Here is a 26,613-nt window from a genome sequence, read left to right as displayed (position 1 = left end):
TATAAAGAGTGCTGAGTTAAAAACGACCTACGATATATAGGATATTTACTGAGTGTAGCATTTCTTAATATACTTCTGATGACTCAGCACTCAGCACTTTCCAGACTCAGCACTCAGCACTCAGCACTCAGCACTCAGCACTTTCCAGACTCAGCACTCAGCACTTTCCAGACTCAGCACTCTGCCCTAAAAAGCCTGGGCAAATGAAAGGGCGGTGAGGCTTCTCAGTAAGCCACCAACTAAATTTAGTGCTACAAAGGCTAAGATAGGAGAGAAATCCATACCACCCAATGGGGGAATGATGGAACGGAAAAGATTGAGGTAAGGATCGGTTATCTGCCCCAAAGCTGCAAACGGCTGGTTATACCAATTAATTGTGGGAAACCAGGTTAATAAAACTCGAATGATTAGCAAGTAGCTGTAGAAGGTGACAAAGGTAGCTAAAGTTGTAAACAGTAAATACATGGATAAGTTAGTTTCCTGCTAAGTGTCAAAAACAGTCTTATTATTGATTTTAATTGAGTCTATGTCACAAAGTGTGCGGTTTGCCGCATTCACTACTATTAGCACCCTAGATCAAGATAAGTCACCCTCAAGAGTCTTGTGTTAGGGAGCGATCATTAACTGACTGGGTGGAACTGCCGTTGACATTTCCCAACTGCTGCCTCACTTCATCAATTGTGGCATTAAGTTGGGCAATTTTATCTTCGAGCGATCGCCTAGCTGTTTCAATTTCCATAGCTTCATTTTCGGAAGCATACATCTGTCGCCGTTTGGGAGCAACTTTTTTACTTCCTGCTTGCCCATTCGTTAGTTCGACTTCTTCTGCTGTCAATTCTTCATTCTTTCGAGAGACAATCACAGCCCCCACAATACCACCAATTATACTACCAAAAATTGTCCCTGCTAAAAAGCCACTAGCAAAACCATCACGTTGACTCATACATTACCGCCTTGAAGAAATCTTGCAACTTTTATATATATAGTTCGGCTATTTTCCTTCCCTAGCTGCATAGTAGCTTAAGTGCCAAAGATGCGATCGCCTGCATCTCCTAAACCTGGTACGATATATCCCCGATCATTGACTATTTCATCAATGGTGGCAGTGTAAACATTTAAACCAGGATATGCAGAATTCAATTTTTGTAAAGCTGGCGGTGCAGCGACTACAGAAACGATTCGTGTCAAAGTTGGGTCAATACCCCGTCGTGTTAATTCTGACATAGCAAACATAATTGACCCGCCCGTTGCTAACATCGGATCAGTGACTAAAACTCTCGTTTGAGGGTCAAATTTTTCGGGCAGTTTATTCAAATAACATGACGCTTCTAGAGTTTCTTCATTGCGGACTAAGCCTAAATGGTAAATTGAAGCTAAAGGCAACAAAGATTGCGCTCCTTCTAGCAACCCTAGCCCTGCCCGGAGAATCGGTACAACTGCCACCGGGACTTCTGGGTTAATTAAAGTAGCTGGACAGGAATCTAAGGGACTCTGTACCATTGTTTCTAGAGTCGGCAGCCACTCTCTGGCTGCTTCATAAGTCAGCCATCTTCCCAATTCAGTTATGGCACTACGAAATAATACTGAAGGTGTAGCAGCATCACGGGCAACTGCCAGCCAGTGCTTGATTAAAGGATGGGGTGGAACATAAACACGCAATTGTGGTGTCATAGCCGGAATTAGGCAACTTTTTCGATGAGAACTGAAATCTCATAATACTCCTTCCAGTGTCCTACTGACAGCTAAAATCCGTACCACCAAAATTATTGAAAACTTTTTGCATTAATAGTTGACATATATTCTCAATCAAGGCTATATTAATATTTAGTGTTCTCCTCTCTTTAAGGATCGGCAGACGGGATTAGTCAGCGGCAGCAGGCTTGTCCCTCTTTTTATTTTTAGAGTGCTGAGTGCTGAGGTATGAGTGAGTAGGGGCGGGTTCAAGCAGTGAGTCCGTGGTTCGTCGAAATCCTTAGTAAACCCGCCCGTACAAGAGTGCTGAGTTTTGAGTGTAGTGAAAATAGATAAGACCTTGAGAAATATCAAGCATAAATCACGTATATTTTTGGTATCAAAGTTATATAAAATACTAACTAAACTAATTGATTATTGAGCATCTACCTCTATGTCTCCATCCCGGAATCCTTCATTTGATGTAATTGTTATTGGCTCTGGAATTGGTGGTTTGGTGACAGCAACACAGTTAGCAGCAAAAGGCGCTCAGGTGCTAGTACTGGAAAGTTATTTAATTCCTGGAGGTAGTTCTGGGTATTTTGAACGCCAGGGCTATCGATTTGACGTGGGAGCATCAATGATTTTTGGATTTGGTGAAAAAGGTACAACCAACTTACTTACCCGCGCTCTAGACGCAGTGAATGTCAGCCAAGAAACAATTATTGATCCTGTACAGATTCACTATCATTTGCCCAAAAAATTAGACTTAAAAGTTGAGCGAGTTTATGAGAAGTTCTTGCAAAATCTTATTGCTCATTTCCCCCATGAAGAAACAGGTATTCGTCACTTTTATGGCGAGTGCTGGAAGGTGTTTAATTGCCTCAACAGCATGGATTTACTGTCATTAGAAGAACCTCGATATTTGCTGCGGACATTTTTACAGCATCCTTTAGCCTGTCTGGGTTTAGTCAAATATCTTCCTCAAAATGTTGGGGATGTGGCACGTCGCCATATCAAAGACCCAGAATTATTAAATTTTATTGATATAGAATGTTATTGCTGGTCAGTGGTCAGCGCTGACATGACTCCTATGATTAATGCCGGGATGGTCTTTTCTGATAGGCACTATGGCGGAGTTAACTATCCTAAAGGTGGGGTAGGACAAATTGCCCAAAAATTAGTAGCCGGTCTAGAAAAGGCTGGGGGTAAAATTGAGTACCAAGCTAGAGTAACCAAAATTATCATAGAACAGGGTCAGTCCGTCGGTGTGCAGTTAGCTAATGGTAAAGTTTATCTTGGTAAACGGATAGTTTCTAATGCTACACGTTGGGATACTTTTACAAAATTATTACCTATAGAGAAAATACCACATAATGAAATTAAATGGCAACAAAGCTATGAAAAGTCGCCAAGTTTTTTCAGCTTGCATATAGGAGTAGAAGCGGCAGTATTGTCTCAGGGGACAGAGTGCCATCATATAATTCTGGACGATTGGCAGCAAATGACAGCACCAGCAGGTACACTTTTTGTTTCTATTCCCACATTGCTTGACCCAGATTTAGCACCGGAGGGATATCATATTATCCATGCCTTTACACCCAACTGGATTGATGATTGGCAAGGACTGTCTGCAAGTGAGTATGAAGCAAAAAAAGAAGCAGCAGCTTGGCAAATTATCGACCGACTAGAAAAGATTTTTCCTGGTTTAGATGCTGGCTTAGATTATTTGGAAATAGGGACACCCCGCACCCATCAACGCTTTTTAGGGAGAGAGGATGGTACTTATGGACCAATTCCTCGGCGCAAGTTGCGGGGATTATTGAGTATGCCATTTAATCGCACAGCCATTCCCGGACTTTATTGTGTGGGAGACAGTACTTTTCCTGGTCAGGGATTAAACGCAGTCGCATTTTCTGGTTTTGCTTGCGCCCATCGCATAGCTGTAGATTTAGGTCTGTGACTTTCTATCTGTCACCTATGGTAATTGCAGCAATAGCTGCATGATCATGGTACTTTTGGGTTTCGTTGAATTCTTGAGCATTAGGATAGATCCCGGCAAAATCTGTAACTGTCCACTGATTCGATCTTATCCATACTCCTGGATCTGCACCCAGTCCCCGCGCAAATTTAATATACTCTCTTGATTCATTATTTAAGTTGTAAGCTAAAGTCGCCTGTCCGTAGGCTGCAACGGCTTCTTTAAGAAGAGTTCCTGGCCCTACCCCAGCAGTTGTTCTGTAGTTGGGGTTCTCAACCCTAATCATGGTAATTTTAGAGTTATTTGTGATGGGCTGTTGTCCCTCTGCGAAACCCAGCAAATACTGCACGTTTCCATCCTGACTGACTTTAATTCCTTCCCCTAAATCAACCCCCAGAAGAGTTGGTTTAAATGTTGCACCCTCACCTAAATTTTGCTTAAGTTCTCCTAAAGTCATGCCCAATTTAGCAACTCCAACACTTTGATTAGTGATCAGCTGATTCTCTGAAGGCGATCGCGCTCCTAATTCTTTACAAGCATTGGGAACTTGATCTATTAGCTGAGAACTAATTAACCTGAGTCCGTCACCATTCCAATAGTATTGAGTTTCCTCAATACAAGTACCTGCACCGGTGAATTTATAAGCATTAGACAAAATGTTAGTCTTCGGGTCAAAATCAGGAAAACCCGCAATTTCTAATTCTAGTGGCTCAATTTTTATTTCCGGTTGGGTGGTATCTACTTGCAAAAAAGTGAATGCACCTTGATAAGCAGCCATAAAACAAAGCAGCTGTACTAAATGCTGGCCCCGGTCGTTAGTATAGACCTTTGACAATTCCCGTGCTGCCTCTGCATCAAAATTAAAATTGCAAACCTGCAAACTTTTCTGACGACTAATGATCTCATTCAGGATAGTTTCTGATTTGGGTTCACTCTTGTCAGAAACTAGAGATGAGTTATCTGATGTTAACTGTGACTGAGATTTCTGTGCAGAAGTTTCACTATTAGTAGTGTTAGTTGTTTGCAAAGACTGAGATGATTTAGACTCTGTGACGGATGTACAGGACATCAGACTAGAGGCAACAATGGCAGTAAATGGAATGATAATTCTGGATATATACATGGGATAAAATTTCTTGTGTTTATGACTATCCTTAAAGTTGAGTTCAGCGCAGCGAAGAAATTCATCAGGGCTGAGAAGAAATGACTTGCCAATTCGGGTAAAAAGTTCCATAACCAACCGCCATAAAACTATTCACCATATAACCAAACCCTCCGCGCCCCTTTGCGATTACCTCCGCGTTCCTTTGCGTTAAAAAAATTAAATCATTTTCACCTGATTAGCTGCATTTTTAGCCTTCTCCCTTGCCTCTGGAATATTTTCACCCTGAGCCAAAGCCACACCCATACGTCGATAAGGATGGGCGCTAGGTTTGCCAAATAGTTTAATATCTACATTGGCGACTGATAAAGCCTTATCTACACCTGTAAAAGCCACAGTATCAGACTTTTGATCAGCTAAAATGACTGCACTAGCCGCAGATCCTAACTGTTCTATATGAGGAATGGGCAATCCTAAAATAGCACGTAAATGTAGTTCAAATTCATTTAAGTTTTGCGAAATCAATGTTACCATTCCTGTGTCATGGGGTCGGGGAGAAAGTTCAGAAAAAATCACTTCATCCTGAGTGATAAAAAATTCTACACCAAATATACCTGCTCCTCCCAAAGCATCGGTCACTTTTGTGGCTATGGCTTGAGCTTGCAGTATTTTTTCTTGACTAATACCTGCTGGTTGCCAAGATTCTTGATAATCTCCTCTTTCTTGACGATGACCAATAGGAGAACAGAAAATTGTCGGGGCATTCCACTGTTTAATAGTCAGCAAAGTTATCTCTATTTCAAAGTTAATAAATTCCTCAACAATTACCCTTTGACTATCACCTCTAGAGTTAGCGATCGCATAATTCCATGCGTCTGCAACTTCACCCACTAATTGAACAACAGATTGACCTTTACCAGAAGACGACATCACCGGTTTAACCACATTCGGAAAACCAATTTTTTCAGAAATACTCATTAATTCCTCTAGAGTAGAAGCATAACCATATTTAGCAGTTCTAATCCCTAATTCTTGATGTGCTAAATCCCTAATTCTATCACGATTCATTGTATAGTTAGTCGCTGCTGCTGTGGGGATAACTGTAATCCCACGTTGTTCAAATTCCAGTAACTTTTCTGTTCTAATCGCTTCAATCTCTGGTATAATAAAATCAGGTTTATACTTATTCACAATTGCTTCTAATTCATCAGCATTCAACATAGAAATAACTTCAGAACAATCAGCAACCTGCATGGCTGGAGCATTGGGATATCGGTCAACAGCAATTACATAATTCCCCAGACGTTGAGCAGCAATCACAAATTCTTTACCGAGTTCACCGGAACCCAACAGCATTAATTTTTGGGGTAGCTGAATTGAACTGTTCATAAATTTATCCTAATTACTTGTAGATGGTTATGGTAATAAAAACTTGTAGATTTTTTCAGGATTTATGTAGTGGCGTTGATAAACCATCAATACTGATGATATTTTTTTGCTGTTGATACTCTTGGATGCCCTGTTTACCTTTTTTACTAGCCCAATTAACTAAAGACTGCCTCTGACCTTGATATTCATAAAGTGGTACACCCATACCACAGGAAGTTTGCACCCTTTCAATATCAGCTACAATAATTTGACGAGTTCCTGGTATCTGTGGCAATAAAGAGTCAAAATCATTCCAGTCTGGTGAATCTGGCAAAACAGTGTATCCCTGACCATAAAGCCGCAAAATTCGGGGAGGTTCCTCAAAAGCGCAAAACATGAAAGTAATTCTCCCATTTTCTTGCAAATGGGCTGAGGTTTCGTTACCACTACCTGTAAGGTCGAGGTAAGCCACTCGATGAGCAGAAAGAATGCGAAAACATTCTAAGCCCTTGGGAGATAGGTTAACATGACCCGTAGCAGTCAGAGGCGCAGAACCAACAAAAAAAATGTGTTGATGAGCAATAAACTCTTGCAATTCTTCCGTAATACAGTCAAAAACTTTAGCCATAGACTATTGAGATGGTTGAGCAAATATGTTATGTTCTCAGCCTATTTCTTAACTGACAATCAAGCAAGACAACAGAATAAATATCTCTCTTCTCTGCGTGAATTTTTTCTCTATGTCCTCACTCTTTCTTCCCCCTTTTACCCAACATATAGAAAACGAAATTTCCCGCCGTGCTGGTGTGGAATTGTCTGTACTGCGCCTCGATATCATGCACCCATTAGTGAATGGTAACAAATGGTTTAAATTGAAATACAACCTCTTAGAAGCCAAACACCAAAACCTGAGAACTTTACTTACCTTTGGGGGTGCTTATTCTAACCACATATTTGCTACTGCCTCTGCGGGTAATCTCTTCGGGTTCCGCACTATTGGGGTAATTCGTGGAGAGGAAAGATTACCACTCAATCCTACGTTGAGTTTTGCCAAACAACAAGGTATGCAACTTGTCTATCTCAACCGTGAGACTTACCGACAAAAACACACCAGAGAATTACAAGAAGATTTAAAACAACGTTTTGGTGATGTTTTCATTATTCCTGAAGGTGGTAGCAACTTAAACGGCGTGCGTGGTTGTACAGAAATAGTTAAAGATGCCGGAACTTTTAATACTATCTGTGTAGCCTGTGGTACAGGTACTACATTAGCTGGGATTGCGCTTTCGCTGAATCAAGGGCAACGAGTGATTGGTTTTCCCGTGCTGAAAAAGGGGGAATTTCTCGCCCAGGACATTGAGAATTTGTTGCGGAATTATTTAGGTTCTGGGCTACCTGTACCAAATAACTCTCCAGCCCCTTGGGAATTGGTGTGTGATTATCATTTTGGTGGTTATGCCAAGGTGAATAATGAGCTGCTAAGATTCGCTAAAGAGTTTGAACAAGAACATCAAATAACACTCGATTACACATATACCTCCAAAATGTTTTATGCTGTAATGGATTTAACACAGAAGGGAATGTTCTCAAAAGGCGATCGCCTGTTATTGATACACACAGGAGGTTTACAGGGTAATATCGGCATGGAGAAGCGGCTGTAACACACATCTTCTCAGCTTGGGGATGTGTACGTATTCCACTGAAAATACATATTCAGGTATATACCCTGATCAAAGGTAAAAAAAAAATTATGTAAATTTCACTGTAAATTTAATAAATTCACATTAATAATATAGATAATAAGATACCTAAAAAGCTAATATTTAAAGTCTAAATAAGCCTTTTAAAAATTTGTTTTATTGGGATGTACTTATCAATCCAGTTTTCCTCTGACTATAGGTCAATCCATAACAAAATGAAAAATTCTCAAAATTCTCCCTCTAATTTTGAGCAGCTTTATCAAAAAATTTCCCCCGAAATTCAAAAAACCTTAACTCATGAGCAATTACAAGCTATCAAAACAGCTTGCGAATCTAATGATTATTCTAATTCTAATCGCCACGCCTTAGATATCAGAGTTTCTTTACCCATTCCCGGATTAAGGTTTTATGTAGTTTTATTAGCAGGTAAAGAACGTCGTTCAAAAAAAAGATTGCAGTACGAAAAAGGTGTATATCCTTTGCGTAATCCTGTAAATATATTATTTCTATCTGTACTTTTCATCATATTATCAACTTCTAGTATCACTATTTTTCAGTTTATATTTTCTTCAATTTCTTTTCCATCCACTATATCTCATCCTGCATCTATTCCTTGGATTGATAATCAAGTTGAATGCCAAAATACCAAAAGAATTTGGCAGGATAATAAGTGTTGGGATGCAGAACACAACCCTACATTTTAATTGATTATATGTCAAATCTTGGAAAGAAAATTCCAGTTCTTTGACAACATTTGAATGGGTTCGACCACTTTTAAAACACATTTATGGACAGGAAGCTGTTAATCCCTTATTGATGAAATCTGGTTTAGCACGTTGCAAGCAAAAAGGCATAAAGTTTTTAATCTAACTGATATTATGTAAATACATTTAAAGACGATAACTCACACTAAAATGAAAGCCATCATCCTGGGCATTTGTCCCCCGATCATCTAAATTAATTAGAGGAAGGGCATAATCTAGCCTAATATCAAGGTTTTTTAATGGTTGATACAAAATACCCATTCCTAAACCAGCCAAAAAGTTTTGCCTCTGTAAAAGATTGGGATTATCATCAGTATTCCAGACGTAAGCTAAATCAAAGAATGGCGCGATTTGTAATGTAGAATCACCTGCGGCATCTCGTTGTACTGTAATGCGGTTTTCTACAAAAAATCTCACTCCATTGTCAGCTGCACGAGCGTTTTGCCGATATCCACGCACTGACTGACCACCACCAACTACAAATTGCTGGGAAGGTAATAAAGCATTCGGTGTTAATTGAATTTCTGCTTGGGCAATTAATAAATTATCTAAATTCAAGCGCTGCACTCGCTGGATTTGTCCAAACCAACTAAAAAAGCGGCCATCAGGGATAGGATTATCATTAACTGTAGCATCAAATACACCAATACCCAAACTAAAGAGCGATCGCAATGCCCAAGCACCTTGAACATCCCGGCGGACATAATCTTGTCCAAACTTAATCACACGGGTGCGGCTATTACCGTCAGCATCGGGGCCTAAACCAAAGGGTGTCGCACCAGCAAAGGTAAAAGTTTGACCATTCTGGATAGTAAAACCTAAAGATAAAGCAAATTCTTCCCGCAGCGATCGCACTAGTGGTTGTCTATAACTAATTTCATAAAGTTGAGATTCCCCACTAATATCCAGACTCCTAACTGCATCACTGCCCTGAATGATTTGATTATTATTAATTGAGGTTCGTAGTTGTAAAGAACCATTCATCGCATTTAAAGGGACTCGATAATTCAAATCATAAATATTTGAGCCTCCCTGCACTGTGCGATAATAAGACGCAGCAATTTCATCACCAATTCCTGTCAGATTACGATAAGTAGCGCTGATACCCAATCTTTCTGAACCGATGCTAGGTGGTGAGTAATTATCAACACTAAAAACGGCATTAAAAGCATTAGCCTCTTTGGTGCGAAGTATCAGAATACTTTTACCAATACCACTGCCAGGACGTAAACTAGCTTCTAAATTTGTCAGTAGCGGGTCAGTTTGGACTAACCTTAATTGGTCTTCTAATTTGTTTGTGGATAAAGGTTGGCCTACACCCAACGCTACACGCGATCGCACATATTCAGGATTTAACCGCTCAGTTCCTTGAATTTCTATTTTTTCGATACTGCCTTCAATTACCCGAATTTCCACCACACCATTAATAATTTTTTGATCTACTAAAATCGCTCTGGAAGTGATGTAATTATTGTCTAAATAAAGTTGGGTAATGGCATCGGCAACTTCTCTTAATTCTGCCAAAGTCACAGAACGCCCTTCCACAGAATTAATTATGGGATTCAGCGTTTCAGAGGTAAAAATTGTACTCCCTGTAACCAGGATTTTTTCTACCCGAATACTTTCAGACGGTTCGGTAGGTAAAACTTCTGGAGTAGGAGTTGGCTGTAAAAATGGTTCATCTAATGATGGTAACGGTTCTGGAATTGTCCCAGGCTGGGGAAAGCGGTCTAGGTTTCTTTCACCACCTGGGTTTGGTGCTTGTGCTAGTGTTGGTAGAGTTAAAAAAAATACAAAACTTAAAACAACGTAATGAGAAAATAAAATAAAAAATCGATTATTTATGGAATTTTGCATTGTTAATTTCGATCTATAGGAATCCGGTTTGGTTTCTGTAGCTGGGGTGGTGTAGCCATATTTACTCGTAGAGGTAGGGAACGGGAAAGAAGGAATCAAGGTATACAGAGTTTTGTATGGCTTACACCACGCCAGCTATCAAAATTCAAATAAGAATCATAATATAGCGGTTACTAATCTACGGAAGCACAAATTTATCTGTGTATCCTACTGGTAGCAGCTAATACCAATTTTTTGTAGTAAAAAACCTTGTCCAACAATAACATTTAACCATGTTGCTGACTATTTTATACTTTTAAATTTGTTAATATTTTTTCTAATCTATTTTTTACCATGTTTTACCAATTAAGCCAAATACACTTCATCATTGCTAACATAGTGAGTCTGATGAAAAGTTTAAACTTTATTTGCCCCCTCAACTGAAAATCTTTGAAGAATAGCAGATATAAACCCAAAATTCAGGGTAAATTGCTGTATTTTGGAGGGTTACAACAAGTTGTGAGTGCCAAAAAATAAGTAAAAAATCTATAAATTTTTATTCCAATGATGGCAACCACAACATCACCTGTGTTTTTAAGTGTGTAAAATGATTTAAACCCCAAGTAGCAGTATTGACTGCCAATTACATCACCCACAACTTAAATCAACGTGCATTCATCAAGATGCAAGTTAACTTTAATACAATTACAATGTATAGTAAATCTATAACTTATGGATATTCAACAAGCTTTAGTCTTTGTTGACACCTTGATATTTGAGAAAACAGGTAAGCATCTAAGCGATTTGCAAAGGCGGTTGCTGCATTCGTTTTGGTCAGATCCTCACCTACGCTACCATGACATCGCTGAAACATACGGTTATTCAGTTAATTACCTCAAGCAAGATATTGGACCGAAGTTATGGCAGCTGCTATCTGAGGGCTGTGGCGAAAAAGTCAGTAAAACTAATTTTCGCTCGGCTTTAGAAAGAAAATGGCAGCAAGCAGATATAACACCAGTTTTTGAGAACAATTTACCCCTGACAACCTTTACACAGCAAGTTATCCCCAGGCAAGAGTTATCATCTCCAGATGTGATTAACACCCCTCTTAATGAGATGAAAACATACCAAGATTGGGGAGATGCGCCTGATGTTAGCGTTTTCTATAGTCGCACTCAAGAATTGGCTACTCTAGAACAATGGATAGTGGGTGATGGTTGTCGTTTGGTCGTTTTGCTAGGAATGGGAGGCATCGGCAAAACCCATCTCAGCGTCAAGTTAGCCGAACAAATTCAACATCATTTTGATTATCTGATTTGGCGATCGCTAGTTTCAGCACCTCCTTTACAACAATTAACACGGGATATCTTGAACTTTTTAAACCAAGGAGAAGAAAACAATTTACCCATCAGACTTGAAGAGCAAATCTCTACTCTGATGCAGATTTTGAAAACAAAACGGTGTTTATTAATCTTAGATAATACAGAAACGATTTTAAAAAGTGGGGTCTTAGCAGGTCAATATCAAAAAGGTTACGAAAACTACAGAACATTTTTTCAAGCTTTAGGACAACGCCAGCATAATAGTTGCTTACTCTTAACTACACGAGAGAAACCTCAAGAAATTAGCTTCATGCAAGGAGAAACATTACCTGTACGCTGTTTGAAATTAGCAGGATTAACTATGCAAGCAGGACAGCAGCTCTTGCAAGTCAAAGGATGTTTCTTAGAATCGGAATTATGCTTGCAGAAATTTATCGAAAAATATAGTGGAAATCCTTTAGCTTTAAAAATTATTTCGGCAATTGCTCAAGATTTATATAATGGAAATATTTCTGAACTGCTCAAAAGTAAATTGTTTATACCAGGAGAAATTAATGAAGTTCTAGAACAACAATTTAATCGTTTACCTGTTTCAGAAAAGAATTTTTTATACTGGTTAACTCTTGAACAAGAACAATTTGACGAAAGTGCTTTAAAAGTAGGGGAACTTCCAGAAATATCCCCTCAAAATATCAGTGAAACTATTCGTTCACTGTTACATCGTTCACTATTGGAGAAAAAAAATAAAAAGTTTTTCTTACAGCCTGTTGTCAGAGAATATTTACAAAACAAGATAATTGATGAAATTCTGGAAGAGATAGAAAGCGAAAATATACTTTTATTAAACCAATACCCTTTATTAAAATCCGAAGCAAAAGAGTATGTGAGACAAGGACAGATTCAGCTATTTATCCAACCTTTAGCGGATAGATTGTTAACTCTGTACAAAAGTCGCAATAAAATAGAAATTAAATTCCAAAATATTCTGGTAAACCTACGAGAAAACACATCTTTAGAACCGGGATATGCTGTGGGGAATATTATTAATCTTCTATGTAAATTGCAAATTGAATTGACTGGCTATGACTTCTCTGATTTAACTGTTTGGTCTAGTTGTTTACAAAAAATAAATTTACAAAATGTTAACTTTACTCGTGCTGATCTGAGCAAATCAGTGTTTGCTAAACAGTTAACTAGCATTTTATCTCTGGCCTTTAGTCACAATGGCAAATTACTGGCCACTGGAGATGTAAACGGGGAAATTCATCTATGGCAAATTGACAATGGTCAGGCAGTTCTCAGGTGTAAAGGACACGCAGGTTGGGTACATTCGATTAGTTTTAGTCCCGACGGCAAAATGCTTTGTAGCGCCAGCAGTGATCATACTGTGAAATTATGGGATGTGTTCGACGGCAGTTGTCTGAAAACACTCACAGGGCATCATCAAAGAGTGCGTTCAGTCGCCTTTAGTCCTGATGGCAAGATAATTGCCAGTGGTAGCAGCGATGCCACAATCAGATTTTGGTATACTAACAGTGGTGAATGTTTCCAGGTTCTGTCAGGACACGAAAATTTTGTTTGGTCTGTTGCGTTCTCTCCCGATGGCAGGATGATTGCTAGTGGCAGTGAAGATAAAAGTATTAAACTTTGGGATGTGAATACGGGTGAATGTTTGCAAACCCTATTAGGGCATAACCGTTGGGTGCGGGCGATCGCCTTTAGCTCTGATGGTAAACTGTTGGCAAGTGGTAGTGGCGATCGCACACTCAAAATTTGGGAAACTAGTACTGGCAAATGTTTGCAAACATTCACCGGACATACTCAAAGATTGCGATCAGTCGCCTTTAGCCCTGATGGTAAACTGGTAGCCAGTGGCAGTGGCGATCACACCGTCAGACTATGGAGTATTGCTGATGGACAATGCCTGAAAAATCTCCACGGTCATAACAGTCTTCTCACCTCAGTTACCTTTAGTCCCAATGGCACAATTCTCGCCACAGCTGGAGAAGATCGTTCTGTACGACTTTGGGAAGTCAGTACGGGTAGTTGTATCGATATTTGGCAAGGTTACGGTAGTTGGGTGCAATCAGTCGCCTTCAGTCCCGACGGCAAAACCCTAGCCAGTGGTAGTGAAGATAAAAGCGTCCGACTGTGGAATCTGGAAACCACTCAATCCTTAAACACTCCACCCCATTCAATGGTTTTAGAAGGACATCGTGGCTGGGTGTGTTCTGTCGCCTTTAGTCCTGATGGCAAACATCTGGCCAGTGGCAGCAGTGACTATAGTATAAAGCTTTGGGATGTCAATACAGGTCAATGCCTCAAGACCTTTCAAGGACATAGCCGTTGGATTGGTTCTGTAGCCTTTAGTCCCAATGGACTGACCTTAGCCAGTTGCAGTGGCGACTACACTGTTAAATTATGGGATATCATTACCGGCAACTGCTTGAAAACGTTGCAAGGACATGAGGGTTGGCTGTGGTCTGTGCAATTTAGTCCTGATGGAGTCACCTTAGCCAGTGCTTCTGAAGATAAAACCATTAAACTGTGGGATATAACCACGGGTAACTGTATAAACACCCTTGTGGGACATACTAGCTGGGTACAGGGCATCTTTTTTAGTCCTGATGGCAAACTTTTAGCAAGTGCGAGTTGTGATTGTACAATTCGTTTATGGAATGTCGCTACCGGAGAATGTTTAACAACGTTACGAGGACATAGCAGCTGGGTACAGTCAGTAGCATTTAGCCCTAATGGGGAAATTTTAGCTAGTGGTAGTTGCGACCAAACCGTGAAACTGTGGAATCTCAATACAGGTAAATGTCAGATTACAATCCCAGCTCATCAAAGTTGGGTATGGTCTGTAGCATTTAGTCCCGATGGGCAGATCCTAGTCAGTGGTGGACAAGATGAAACTATGCGACTTTGGGATATTCACACAGGAAATTGTCTCCAGACCTTGAGAACAAAACGACCCTATGAAGGAATGTGTATTCAAGGAGCGAAAGGTATAACAGATGTGCAACGAGAAGCTTTAAAATTTTTAGGCGCAGTGGATTAGATTAGACCCTCGTTATCAGTTCCCACTCACAATAAAATCATGACTTTTTATCAAGATTTAGAACCTTTTGTTGACAAGTATTTTAGTGAGCAAATGCTTCAACTAAATATTCCTGGTGCTGTCTTTGTTTTGGTGAAAGGTGATAAATTACTACTGAATAAAGGTTATGGGTTTGCTAATTTAGATAAAAAAATCGTAGTTACTCCAGATCAAACACTTTTTCGAGTTGGTTCGATTTCAAAGCTGTTGACGGCTACAGCAATTATGCAACTTGTTGAAGCTGGACAACTGAATTTATTTGAGGACATCAATAGCTATTTAAAAGAATTTAAAATTGCAGCTAAATATTCACAACCAATTACTGTAGCTAATCTCCTCACACATACAGCTGGTTTTGAAGAACATAGCATTGGTCTGGAAACTTTAAATCCATCTGAGTTAATCCCACTCGGCAAGTACTTTGCCAATCGGATACCTCCTCGTGTCATGCCTCCAGGAAAAACTATTAGCTATTCTAATCATGGCATGGGACTAGCAGGATATTTGGTAGAAGTTGTTGCTGGTATGCCTTTTGAACAATATATCCAGGAAAACATTTTCCAACCACTGGAAATGTACCATAGCAGCTTTCAACTTCCTGCTCATCTGGCTGATGATTTAGCTGTGGGGTACGAATATGAGGCAGACAATTACCAAGCCGTACCTTTTAGTTATATCAAAATTCCACCAGGCGGTTCTCTCAATGCAACAGCAACTGATATAGCACATTTTATCATGGCTCACTTGCAGAATGGTTGCTATAAAAACCGACAAATTCTGAATCAGACAACTGCCTTAGAGATGCATCAACAGCAATTCACTAATGATCCTCGTTTACCCGGTTTCACCTATGGCTTTTACGAAGATCATAAAAACAACCAACGAATTATTCAGCATGGAGGAACTGTTAGAGGTTTCGCCAGTCTATTATTCTTACTACCAGAACAGGATTTAGGGTTTTTTATTGCTGGTAACAGTTTAGAATTTAAGTTTGTTACGGATTTTGCCGACCAATTTCTAGACAAGTATTATCCTGTTTCAAAATCCTGTGTTGTTCCTCAAGCTTTACCAAATTTTGCACAGCGTTCCCAAGATTTTACAGGTTATTATCGTAATCAGGGTGAGTCCCGAAATACGATTCAGAAAATCTCAGCATTATTCTCCCAAATTCGAGTTTCAGCCAGTGAAGATAGTTTAGTTATCCCAGATTTCTCAAAAGACGAAGAATCTGATCAATGGGTGGAAGTTGAACCTCTATTATTCCAAAGGATTGATGATGACAGTTTGTTAGCTTTTAGAAAAGATAATCAAGGACGCATCACCTATTTATTTATGGGGATTAGCACTTTTGAAAAACTACGTTGGTATGAAACTAGTCCGTTTCATTTTGCTGTTTTAGGTTTTTGCGTGTTAGTTTTTCTAGGAAGTTGTATAATTTCACTAGGTTGGGGAATGTTCAATATTTCCCAAATCCCAGATATATTAGCTTTAGCGATCGCATCTTTAAATTTAATTTTTATTATTGGTTTTGTTTTAGCTTCTTCTCATCCCAATGGCTTGACTTACGGTGTCCCTAAGATAATAACTATTCTGCTAACTATTCCCATTATAACAGCAGCTTTAACTTTAGGCTTAATCATGTTTACCATCCTAAGTTGGAACAATCAAGATTTGAGCTTATGGCAGCGACTGGATTATTCTTTAATTAGTCTAGCAAGTATAACATTTACTTTTTGGTTGCGTTACTGGAATTTATGGGGATTTAAACATGACTTACGCAAAAACCCTCTCAAACCCTGATTCCTCTGTGTCCTCTGCGTCTCTGTGGTTTGTTATTCCGTAATTTGTGCGTAAGTCCTATTAAATTTTGATAGAGTTGTTGTTTAAATTAACGAAAAGATAAATTTTGAATTTTACCGCTTTTATAGTCTGAATTGAGTTTTATCCCAGCGATAATACCCGCAATTAACCAAAGACCAACTATTAATAAATACAGCAAGATTTTTTCTGGTACTTCTATCCTATCAATCACACTATCTGAGAGTAATGTATTAATTGCACCATGTCCTAAGACAGCAGGCCAAATACTTTTACTGCTTAATGTCAACCAAGCAAAAATTAAAGAAAATCCAATAGTTGTTAATGGCATAAATATCAATGCCCCCAAAATAGGATATTCGGGAAAATTATAACCCATTAATATTATCGGTAGATGCCAGTATCCCCAAACTAACCCTAAAATCACAACACCAGGAATCAAGCCAAAAACTTGAATCATCTTATTTTGTAAATAGCCTCTCCAACCTAGTTCTTCACCAATGGTAAATATACCAGTTAAACAAGCAGTAACAGTAAAGTTTAATGAAAATAAAGGAATAAAAGTAACAAGGGAAACCGGGGTTTTATCTAAAAAACTAACATTATAACCTTGCATAGAGAAAACCTTTTGTTCTCCTCCTAGCAGTTGGATAAAAACTAATAATAAAATTGTAATAATCAGAGGAATTACTAAACTATACAGCCAAAATATCGGTCGTCTGATTTTTAATCCTAAATTAGACCATCCTTCTTTAAAAATGCTAGTAAAAACTATAGCAATTACCCCAGGAAAATACATTAAAATTAAAGCTAGGTTGGAAAATTTTTCTGAAGCAATATCTGGAGCGACAACAGTGATAAATACTTGGTATAAATAAGAAATACTCAGAGTAATAACTAAATATAAGAGAATTCTGTTTTTTTGAGACATACCAGTATTCCGAATTGATAATTTTGTGCTGTCTTATTGTGATACATTTATATATTATCAAATTATGTGTGGGCGAATGTTTAAAACTTTCAGAGATAGGAAATTTACTATTTCTTTTAAATTCATTCGCCACCAGAAATTTACAGCGATATTAGTACCAATTCCCACAGGAGAATGCCACCAACCACTAGGGAGAAAAAGTATTTCTCCTGGGTTAGTAATAACTTCTAATGGTGTAATTTCGCTAAACTTAGGAAATTTCTGCAAATCTGGTTGATTAATATTTACCTGACTGCACCAAAAAAATTTGGTATACCAAGGATGAGGGTATAAGAAGGAAGATTGTTCAGGAGGAAATATGAACCAGTGTTTTTGTCCAACAATCTGGACATTGAAATTGTGAAAGAAATCGTAGTGTAAATTTACCCGATTATTTCCCTGTCCGATCCAAAGATTCTGAGATGTGAGTAACTTAGAGTCAAAATAATTAGGAATCGTAATGTCGGCTAAGATTTCGGAGAAATAGGTGGGAATATCTAAGGAACCCACAAAATATTTAGTTTTGTTTTTTTTATGAAAAATAACATCCCAAGCATTCTGCTGTTCGTTGGCTAAAATCCAATCTAAGAAAACAGCGAGTTTAATTTGTTTATGTGCGTGATAATTATCAAAGTAATCGTTTTGGGATACGCGACAAGGGACAATTGTATCACCAATATTGGTTTTTAAGTAATTAATTGTCCAAGCAGATAATGCCGGCCAGTCGTCTATTGCACCTGTAATCACGCAAGGTTTTTGGGGGGACAAAAAATTTTGTTCAAACTCTTCTTTTGTGGGTTTGTGAATTCGCGCGATCGCCACACTCCCCAAAGCCATTGTATCCATTTATTGCTAAACTTTAACTTGAAACATCTGTAAACTGCTCTGCACTTTTTGTTGAGGTTGTGATTGTTTGCGGTGGTCTTGGAGATAACTGCGAACGTCAACGCTGCCGCCTGGATAGTCTTGGGAGTCTGGCAGAGGTGAAGGTTCTTTGACGGCTAAACTCAGTAATCGATTGTTAATTTGTAATAAGATGTGGCGCGATCGCAATTCAGCCACAATAGGCTTAACCTCATCCCAACACAGACTAACTCCAGTCTTAACTTTGAGGATACGTAGCAACTCTGGTTCAGTCAAGACGCGATCGCAAGCTAAATAGATTTCGTAGGCTAAACCTTCTACAAACATTTCATTAGCGACAGCACAAGGTCTAGTGTCCACAATTCGCAATCGCTGACCGTCATCTTCTATAATATTTAATTTCGGTGGTTGTGGCGACCAAAATAACTCTCCCCAACTAGCAATACAATCTTGCAGCAATTTATGTTCGGGAATTAAACCTGTTTCTCGCCAATCAGAGGAACTAGAGATATTTCGGCCGTGACTATGATCTTCAAAGTAATAAGCTAATTGAGCAATTACCTCAGCCGAAAACGGGTAAACATAGGAGTAAGATTTATGAGGAGACAGTTGTAGTCCGTAGTCTAATGAATTTTCGTGATAGGGACTAAAGCGATCATAGCGAATGGGATAAGCAGCCGATGGCGGTTGTAAGTGAGCGATTAAAGGTAGCCATTCTACCATTTCGGCATACCATTCTCCAGACTCACCAGGAATGCCAATCAGAAAATTCCAATCCACAAGAATCCCAAACTCCCTAGCCCACTTTAATAGTTGGACATTCATTAAGGCAATGTTACCTTTTTTGAGGAGTTGCAAGGCGCGATCGTGCATATTTTCCATGCCTGGTTGAATGAATCGCACACCTGCTTGTGCCAGTTGCTGCACCTGTTCTTTGCGGAGATTGGCTTTAGTTTCGTAAAAAATAGAGTAAGGCTGTTCTAAGGATGCCAAAACGGGCAGTACAGTATCAATATGCTTGATATCAAGAATATTATCCACAACAAAGAATCTTTGCAAATGATAACGCTCTGCCAGGGTTGTAAATTCCTTAACTACACGTTCTGGAGATTTGGAACGATAAGTCATCCCAGAACCATTTAAACCACAGAAACTACAATGTTGTTTTTGTCCCCACCAACATCCGCGCGAAGTTTCTATGGGTATTCCTGGCTCAATGTATGCTGCGATCGCCAAGTTTTCTAGAGTGTGAAAATAGTCGTCGTAGTCGGGAATGGCTATTTGGTCTAGATTCTGTACAGATCCTCTGGAAACTGTGGAAAGCGTTAAGCCTTGACGATGGCTGGGAGTAATCACACCTTGAGGTAATTTGGTCGTTGGTAGCTCTCGTCCGTGGGTTAAAATTTGCTGACATAATGCTGAAAACAGTTCGTCCCCTTCCCCAGAGCAAATAAAATCCACCCAGTCAAAGGCTTGGTGAAGTGTCAGCCCCATTTCGCCCTCGCAGTTAGCACCCCCCATAATAGTGGCGATCGCTGGGTTTAATTCCCGAATCCGTCGCAGCAATGCTAAAGATGCACAGTTTTGTTGAAATGTCGAACTGCAACTCACAATGCGAGGATTTAATTCTAAAACTGCTCTCGCCACCCGATCAACAAAGGCCGCAGCGCGATCGCGCACCCATAAAAGGGCTTGTCGCATAGCTGGATGATCATAAGCAACGTCACGCAGATATTCTTGATCATCAGGTTCCCAGTCAGGAAAGGCTACTTGAGAAAAAGTCCACTCGCCCATAATTAATTCAGGACGGCTGAGACTTAATACCTGATATTTAGGCAGTCCTATTTCTTCCGCAAACCAGAGATTGGGATAAATAGCCTCAGCTTTCATTCCATTCATTTGCAAAGAGGCTTTTAATAAGCCTAAAGCAATTGAAGGACGTTCAACTGCTGCATAAGGCATGGATACCAGGCACACATCAATCATATTAAAAATGGGGGATAGGGAATGGGGACTCTTGACCAATTAAGCAGCAAAATAACCAATACCATTGCCGATTTCATAGAAACTGGCCGGTGTAATTCCTGAAAAACTGCTCCGGGGGTTGTCAAAATACATCCAATAATTAAAATTAGAGCCAGCTTGCAAAAATCTATTAAATTCGCTGATCACATAAGGATTATCTATCTTCGCTAACTCTTGCTCAAAATTTGATTTAGCAAACCGCCAAAATTCTGTGTCAAAAGGAGAACCGCCAACATAGTGCCATCCTATAAACAACACGACTTTTAAAATTGTGTTTGACAAAAATTTATTAAAGGCTTGAATTTTATTAATGTCAAATGCGCCCCTGGGTTGACCGTTTAAGTCTGCTAATTCTTGCAGAGGATAGAGAGAAGCATAAGTAATTTGAGCGTGGATCACACCCAGCGCAGTTGCTTCTAATGGTTCGATAAATGAAGCAGTATTACCAATTTTAAACAATGCGCCATCAAAGAAATCTTTACAAGCAAAATTGGGGAAATTCAGATGTTTGTCTTCTCCCATTATTTTTACATCTTCTGCTTGCAGAAATTCTTGGAAATCCGCCTCTATCTCACTGACTGAATTAATTTGATTATTATAAATGTAGCCGTAGGAAGTATGGGTAGTTAGAGGAATCACAAAAATCCAACCATAAGGTCTGGCAATAGAACGCGTTGCTTGATTATAATCAACAACTGGACCTCGCCGAATCAAAGCTGCATTTGTAGGAATTAAAGACCATTGAGATTGTTGGTCATCAAAGGTTTTAGGAAAGCCTCGACCATCAAAGGCAAAGTCAACCTCTAAGGGACTGTGATCAGCAAATTCAATATTAACTTTTACGCCATTACTTTCTACATGAATAACTTTTTGATCTATCCGTGTAGAGATGATATATTCCTGCAACAGTTCGACTAATTTAGCAGAGGATATATGATAGCCATAGGACGTTTTGGGTGGATAAAAGTTATGCATGAACTCCTTATTTTTTGTCCCCCAATTTTCAAATTTGATGCCATATTTACGGGTAACGTTGCATTTTTCCTGTAATTCTGAAAAGCCCAGTCCTGTAATATCTTCTATCCAGCCTGGAAAATGTGCCTGAGTTCCTTCACCTACGCCAATTGTGGGAATGGCTGAATCATAAATGTGATATAGTTCAAATTTTGGGAAATGTTTTGTGATATGAGCCGCAGCCATGTAGCCCGCAGTTCCTCCACCAATAATAGCAAGTTTCATAAATTTATCTCCTGTTTTTAATTAGTTAAGCTGCTACTTTTTCTTGTTGATAAATTTCAGATAATCTCATGATATCAAGGGGGTAAAGTTCCTGAAGTTTCTTGATTAAATTATCTTCAATGAATTGATATTGATCTTCTGGAGTAAATCCACTCAATCTTGACCGACAAATATCAATCAATTTAATTTCGACTTGCTTAACTTTGAGAAAGTTTATAACGTGGTCAATCCTCTCTAGAATTTTAGCTTCTGACACTTTGAGAACATTAGGAACTTTCTGCTCATCTTGCTGCGAAAACTGATTAAAAACTAAATAATATTTTCCCTCAACAACTTGCGTTTTTACACCACTTCCCAAAGTTAAGCGCATAAATTGATAAGGGTCTTGGCGAAATTCATCATATTGTTCTTTCGTTATTTCTAGTTGTCCTTGAAAGTTATGATATGAGTTATTACAGGAAAAATAATCTAAATCAATATCTAAAATCACAGATTGTTTTTCGGAAAATTTTTCGGATTCATTCACAGTAAAGGATTGGAATTTTGCCTTTTTGTACTTAGGATCAAATAGGGCTTTTGTTCCTAGAGATTGCATATCTTTTGCGGTTAAAATCTTCCCTTCTTGATCATGGGAATAAACACACATTGAAGCAGGAATGGGAGCTTGTTGATTTTGACGAATCCAATATAATTTATTAAACAATCCCTGATAAATAGCAGGAATAATAAAATTTTCAATTGTCAGTTCATTATAAGTAAAGTTATAAATTTCTTGTAAGTTACCATTTAAGGATTTGATTGGATAATTGAATCGAGGAATGCCCATATCGGAATGTTCATCAATATGCAGCAAGGTGTTTCCCGATTTTGGCATCCATTGTTTTTGAATGGCATAGTGCCAAGCAAAAAATGCTTCGTTGTGTTCTTCAAAGAGAATAACTGGAATTCCTGCCATGATTTTTAACTTTCCTCTAATTACAAATAGAAACTAATTGTTAGGCTGTTCTAATTATTCTTCTGGTTGCTCGGCTAAAATTCCTTGTGCAAACATTAAATTGAGTGCTTTTAGGGTAGTGGGGGTAGAAGTACCACAAATATTAAATAAAGAAGTAATTTGTGATACGGTTTTATCACCCTTGAGAATGACTTTGCCTAGTTGTTTGAGATAAGGATCATTGCGAAACTTCAAGGTTAAAAAGCGTGTGGAGACATGAAAGCCGTCCTCGAATTCCTCATATTTCAGGTCGCTGCGAAAACGCACGCGATCGCCTGGACGCAGAGATAAAGGCATATAAGTCTCAATCGCTTTGTCTAGAAATGTTCTTAATTCATCAACGGTGGTAAATGTGGTTTGATCATGGACTTGATAACCATTGGGAAAGCGATCGCTTGCAGGACAAGGACTGACTAATTTAACGCTGCGATCCACCATATTAAACAGAAACCCACTCACGCAAGCATTGGTTCCCGGTAAAGATTCATCAACGACTTGCTCTTTTTTCGTGGCTTGGCGTTGGTTATACTCACGCATCCGTCCAGCACTGGCTTTTTCAATCCCCGCCTCTTGATTTTGAGTCACTAACCCAACAAAGGCTAATTCTTCTGGGGTGAATGCTTCATGGAGTTTGTCAAGAATTTTCAGAGACAGAATTGAGAACCGATTTAATCTGTTCCCTTTTTCTAAAGCCAGTTTCAGTAACGATTTTGTCCGGTTAATATTTTTGAGAGGTTGGGCTGTAGTCGTTTGGGGAAATACACCCAAAATTTCGTGATAATCGCACAAAAACTTTTCATAGTCAGGGTTATCGAGGGGATCTGTTGCCCAATAACAAAAGCCTTCTCCTGCGGCTGTGCCTAGTTTCTCTTGCAACAATTCCAAAACCTTCCGCCACAACTGCGCGTTTTCTGGCGTGTAGAAGAAAATATCCTCAAGAGTAGGGGCGGAAACACTACAGAACCAGCAACCAATAGAACATCCTTGACTCAATTCAAAACTAACTGGAAAATGTCCAATGTCTTCCGAAAGCCACTGGGGAACCTGACTAGATAGGCGATTCATTTGGCGCGATCGCCAAGCTGTATAATGGCGATTATGACTAGCAGCAATTAAATTAGAATCATTGCACTGCTCGAATGCTTGGGCAAAATCACGACACCGTTCTACAAGTAAAGGCAATTTTCCTGCTGTTTGTAGTTGTTCTAGCAACTGTGGTTCCCACAAAGGTTTGATTTCTTCGGGGTCAACGTCTAAATGGTAGCGGGCGACTGCTTGCTGTGGATTATTAATAACTTGCTCTCTGAATTGAGGATCAGCTTCCCATCTTTGCATAAAGCGTTGAGCATGGGTAATTCTATGAAATTCTTGAGCAAATTCTTGATCAGATAAGTCTTTGATCCAGTGGGTTTCGGCTGCAATCTGACTGGATAGCAACTGTCTAATCTGCGCTAGACTAACTAAGCCTAGTTGTTGGATATGGGGAGGGGCAATGGTTGACATATAACTTTCTCAAAGATTAGCAATGATCGATCTGCCAGTTAGGTAATTGGCTCGTCATCAAAAACACCTTGACTGAACATGAGGTTGATAGATTTGCGGATTTGTCCGGAAGGAACACCGCAGATATTAAATAGATGTAATATTTCCGCGACGGTTTTATTTCCTGGTAATAGAATTTCTCCTAGCTGTTTAATATGGTCAGCATGGCGAAATTTATGTTTAAAAAATCTGGTGGACAGTTGAAAGCCGTCTGATAAACTTTCATATTGCAGATCAGGACGGAAACGCAAGCGATCGCTATCTTTAACTTCTATCTGCATATACTGGTCAATCGCAGCTGACATGAATAGACCCAGATCCGCAGCGTTGCTAAAGGTTCCCTGTGCGTAAATTTGATACCCTAGTGGCCAGCGATCGCTGGCATTGCAAGGACTGATCAATTTCACACTTTGATCAACCATATTAATTAGGAATCCCGTCACACAAGCCGTAGTTCCTGAGTGATCATCATTTATAGCTTTATCCTCTTTTTCCGCTTGACGTTGCGCCCGTTCTCTAGCCTTTCCAGAAATAGATTTAGGTAAGCCAGATTCGGGATTTTGCAGCACTAAACCCACAAATGCTAAATCCTCTGGTGTAAACTCTGCGTGCAGTCTTTCCAGAAGTTTCAGGGAAATGATTGAGAAGCGATTGAGCAGACAACCCTTTTCTAAAGACAGTTTCAGGAGCGATCGCGTGCGTTCCGGGTCTTTGAGAGGTTGAGCCGTAGTCGTTTGCGGAAATACACCCAAGATCGCATGAAAATCGGTTAAGAATTTTTCATAATCAGGATTATCAAGGGGGTCAGTAGCACAATAACAAAAACCCGCTCCGGCTGCGTCTCCCAAGGTTTGTTTCATCAATACCAGAATTTCTTGCCATAGTTGGGCATTTTCTGCGGTATAGAGGAAAATATCACCCAAACTCGGAGCAGCAACACCACAAAACCAACAACCCACAGAACATCCCTTGTTTAGTTCAAACGATACAGGAAAGTGTTGGGTTTCATCCCCTTGGAATACTTGACTTTTACACCGAGCTACTTGCCGTTTTCGCCAGGCTCGATAACGAAGATTGCTACTCGATCCTGCTAAATTAATGATAGATTGCGCCCACTGGGATTGAATATCATTAAACTCTTGGTATCCCTGCGGTGGTTTTGCTGACCTTGGGTTCCACAAAAACTCAACGTCATCAGAACAAACATCTAAGTTAAAAGCTTTGACAGTTGCATCAAAGTTGCTCAAAATCTTGGCTCTAAAACTGAGATCCCCTTGTCCCTTTTCAATAAAACGTTTAATTTGAGTAATTTTGAGAATTTCTTGCGTTAACTGTTGATCAGAAAGTTTTTTGAGCCAATGAGATTCTCTGTTCCCTTGTTCTAAAACATAGCGAATCCGACTAATATCAATTTCTATTGTTTTTGGCTTAGTTAATGCTGAAATTTTATTCATAATTTGTAATTTATTTTCAAGTTTTTTATAATTTGGAAAAGACCTAGTGAACTGGAATTTGATATTTATCCCAGTCCACTGGGGCAAAACTTAAACACTTTTCCATTCCTGAGAAAAAGATTCGGCAGCCTTGAGAAGAGGATTGATTATAGTCTTCTACTCAAAGCAAAAAGCTCGTTACTTCCAAGCTACAACCCAATTGCGTCTAGAACCAATAGCCCAACCACCACCTGCTACTGCTTCTAAAGCTTCGTCAGAAAGTTCACCTTCTGCGCCTACTTCTTCAGTTTTTCTGGGTAAAACCATGTAAATGGTGTTTGGCAGTTCTTCAACTACTTCAATTTTGAAGGATTCAGGAATATTTGTTCCCAATTCTTGCTCGTAAATTGTTTTAGGGTCTGCTAACAATTGTTGTCTAAAAGCTTCATCTTCGTAAGCTCTGATCACCAATTGGTTTTCAAACTCTGAGCGTTTGCTTAACGCGTCTAAAGCTTCTTGTTTTTCTTGGGCTTCCATATTGATTCTCCTAAATCATGTGAAATTTGTAACTGTGTCTATTATTAGCTAATGCCGGAGAATGTTCAATCCAGATAAGTTCAGAATAGTTCAGGAAATTTTTACTCTTTTATTCAGTTAAGTTCAGGAAAGTTATGTTTTGCGATCAATGTACTTCCAGCACACGATGATTGTACCCAAAGAATGAGTAGTTTCAAACAAAATCTTGACCTCACAATATCTTATATCTGAGTAGGTCAGCTAATTGGGATTTAGCTTAATTAACATGGGTGGGTATCTTTGTCCACTCCACAATAGTTAAATATAATTTAAATATGTAAGTAGAGCAGCAGGAATAATTCAATGTT

General features: G+C 39.1%; 20 protein-coding genes. 5 read left to right on the top strand and 15 right to left on the bottom strand.

Features of this window, described 5'->3' with window-relative positions; all coding sequences use genetic code 11:
* Window positions 1–186: 186 nt before the first annotated feature.
* The 3 genes from VB654_RS15240 to upp all read right to left on the bottom strand — a co-directional run bounded on the left by VB654_RS15240 (window position 187) and on the right by upp (window position 1,671).
* The gene (locus VB654_RS15240) at window positions 187–465 is read right to left on the bottom strand and encodes a YggT family protein (protein ID WP_323214625.1); all 279 of its coding nucleotides are present in this window, start codon (window positions 463–465) and stop codon (window positions 187–189) included.
* Between the two features lie 127 nt (window positions 466–592).
* Window positions 593–943, bottom strand: coding sequence for a hypothetical protein (locus tag VB654_RS15235; protein WP_323214624.1), 351 nt, complete (start codon window positions 941–943; stop codon window positions 593–595).
* A gap of 77 nt (window positions 944–1,020) precedes the next feature.
* A complete protein-coding gene (gene upp, locus VB654_RS15230; protein ID WP_323214623.1) occupies window positions 1,021–1,671 on the bottom strand; it encodes a uracil phosphoribosyltransferase in 651 nt (216 codons plus the stop codon).
* 454 nt (window positions 1,672–2,125) lie between these two features.
* Here upp and crtH point away from each other — a divergent pair, with 454 nt between their 5' ends.
* Window positions 2,126–3,634 (top strand): carotenoid isomerase, encoded by a 1,509-nt coding sequence (gene crtH, locus VB654_RS15225; RefSeq protein ID WP_323214622.1) that lies wholly within the window; start codon window positions 2,126–2,128, stop codon window positions 3,632–3,634.
* Between the two features lie 4 nt (window positions 3,635–3,638).
* Here crtH and VB654_RS15220 read toward each other — a convergent pair whose 3' ends face one another.
* From VB654_RS15220 to VB654_RS15210, 3 genes are all read right to left on the bottom strand, one after another.
* On the bottom strand, window positions 3,639–4,886 hold the full coding sequence (locus tag VB654_RS15220) for a DUF1176 domain-containing protein (protein ID WP_323214621.1): 1,248 nt from the start codon (window positions 4,884–4,886) through the stop codon (window positions 3,639–3,641).
* An 87-nt stretch (window positions 4,887–4,973) separates the two neighbouring features.
* Window positions 4,974–6,143 (bottom strand): formate-dependent phosphoribosylglycinamide formyltransferase, encoded by a 1,170-nt coding sequence (gene purT / locus VB654_RS15215; protein ID WP_323214620.1) that lies wholly within the window; start codon window positions 6,141–6,143, stop codon window positions 4,974–4,976.
* A 55-nt stretch (window positions 6,144–6,198) separates the two neighbouring features.
* Window positions 6,199–6,750, bottom strand: coding sequence for a pyridoxamine 5'-phosphate oxidase family protein (locus tag VB654_RS15210; protein WP_323214619.1), 552 nt, complete (start codon window positions 6,748–6,750; stop codon window positions 6,199–6,201).
* Window positions 6,751–6,862: 112 nt separating this feature from the next.
* Between VB654_RS15210 and VB654_RS15205 the strand changes: the two genes are divergently transcribed.
* Together VB654_RS15205 and VB654_RS15200 are read left to right on the top strand one after the other, a co-directional pair.
* The gene (locus VB654_RS15205; protein ID WP_323214618.1) at window positions 6,863–7,783 is read left to right on the top strand and encodes a 1-aminocyclopropane-1-carboxylate deaminase/D-cysteine desulfhydrase; all 921 of its coding nucleotides are present in this window, start codon (window positions 6,863–6,865) and stop codon (window positions 7,781–7,783) included.
* Window positions 7,784–8,037: 254 nt separating this feature from the next.
* A complete protein-coding gene (locus tag VB654_RS15200; protein WP_323214617.1) occupies window positions 8,038–8,526 on the top strand; it encodes a hypothetical protein in 489 nt (162 codons plus the stop codon).
* 186 nt (window positions 8,527–8,712) lie between these two features.
* On the opposite strand, the gene VB654_RS15195 is transcribed toward VB654_RS15200, so the two are convergent.
* Window positions 8,713–10,443 (bottom strand): ShlB/FhaC/HecB family hemolysin secretion/activation protein, encoded by a 1,731-nt coding sequence (locus tag VB654_RS15195; protein ID WP_323214616.1) that lies wholly within the window; start codon window positions 10,441–10,443, stop codon window positions 8,713–8,715.
* Between the two features lie 711 nt (window positions 10,444–11,154).
* On the opposite strand from VB654_RS15195, the gene VB654_RS15190 reads away from it, so the two are divergent.
* Window positions 11,155–14,805, top strand: a complete 3,651-nt coding sequence (locus tag VB654_RS15190) for an NB-ARC domain-containing protein (protein WP_323214615.1) — start codon at window positions 11,155–11,157, stop codon at window positions 14,803–14,805.
* A gap of 39 nt (window positions 14,806–14,844) precedes the next feature.
* Complete coding sequence (locus VB654_RS15185; protein WP_323214614.1) at window positions 14,845–16,644, top strand: serine hydrolase domain-containing protein; 1,800 nt, start codon at window positions 14,845–14,847, stop codon at window positions 16,642–16,644.
* A gap of 88 nt (window positions 16,645–16,732) precedes the next feature.
* Here VB654_RS15185 and VB654_RS15180 read toward each other — a convergent pair whose 3' ends face one another.
* The 8 genes from VB654_RS15180 to VB654_RS15145 all read right to left on the bottom strand — a co-directional run bounded on the left by VB654_RS15180 (window position 16,733) and on the right by VB654_RS15145 (window position 26,266).
* Complete coding sequence (locus VB654_RS15180; RefSeq protein WP_323214613.1) at window positions 16,733–17,593, bottom strand: type II CAAX endopeptidase family protein; 861 nt, start codon at window positions 17,591–17,593, stop codon at window positions 16,733–16,735.
* Between the two features lie 57 nt (window positions 17,594–17,650).
* Entirely contained in the window at window positions 17,651–18,469 is an 819-nt protein-coding gene (locus VB654_RS15175; protein WP_323214612.1) for a cupin-like domain-containing protein, read from the bottom strand.
* Window positions 18,470–18,484: 15 nt separating this feature from the next.
* Complete coding sequence (locus tag VB654_RS15170) at window positions 18,485–20,482, bottom strand: RiPP maturation radical SAM C-methyltransferase (RefSeq protein WP_323214611.1); 1,998 nt, start codon at window positions 20,480–20,482, stop codon at window positions 18,485–18,487.
* Between the two features lie 39 nt (window positions 20,483–20,521).
* Entirely contained in the window at window positions 20,522–21,760 is a 1,239-nt protein-coding gene (locus VB654_RS15165) for a tryptophan 7-halogenase (RefSeq protein ID WP_323214610.1), read from the bottom strand.
* A 25-nt stretch (window positions 21,761–21,785) separates the two neighbouring features.
* Window positions 21,786–22,715 (bottom strand): UPF0489 family protein, encoded by a 930-nt coding sequence (locus VB654_RS15160; RefSeq protein ID WP_323214609.1) that lies wholly within the window; start codon window positions 22,713–22,715, stop codon window positions 21,786–21,788.
* 54 nt (window positions 22,716–22,769) lie between these two features.
* Window positions 22,770–24,257, bottom strand: a complete 1,488-nt coding sequence (locus VB654_RS15155) for a radical SAM family RiPP maturation amino acid epimerase (RefSeq protein ID WP_323214608.1) — start codon at window positions 24,255–24,257, stop codon at window positions 22,770–22,772.
* 38 nt (window positions 24,258–24,295) lie between these two features.
* On the bottom strand, window positions 24,296–25,750 hold the full coding sequence (locus tag VB654_RS15150; protein WP_323214607.1) for a radical SAM family RiPP maturation amino acid epimerase: 1,455 nt from the start codon (window positions 25,748–25,750) through the stop codon (window positions 24,296–24,298).
* A gap of 177 nt (window positions 25,751–25,927) precedes the next feature.
* Complete coding sequence (locus VB654_RS15145) at window positions 25,928–26,266, bottom strand: NHLP leader peptide family RiPP precursor (protein ID WP_323214606.1); 339 nt, start codon at window positions 26,264–26,266, stop codon at window positions 25,928–25,930.
* Window positions 26,267–26,613 lie beyond the last annotated feature (347 nt).

The organism is Nodularia sp. UHCC 0506 (assembly GCF_034931045.1).
GTDB lineage: Bacteria > Cyanobacteriota > Cyanobacteriia > Cyanobacteriales > Nostocaceae > Nodularia.
This window is presented reverse-complemented; position numbering and strand designations above follow the sequence as displayed.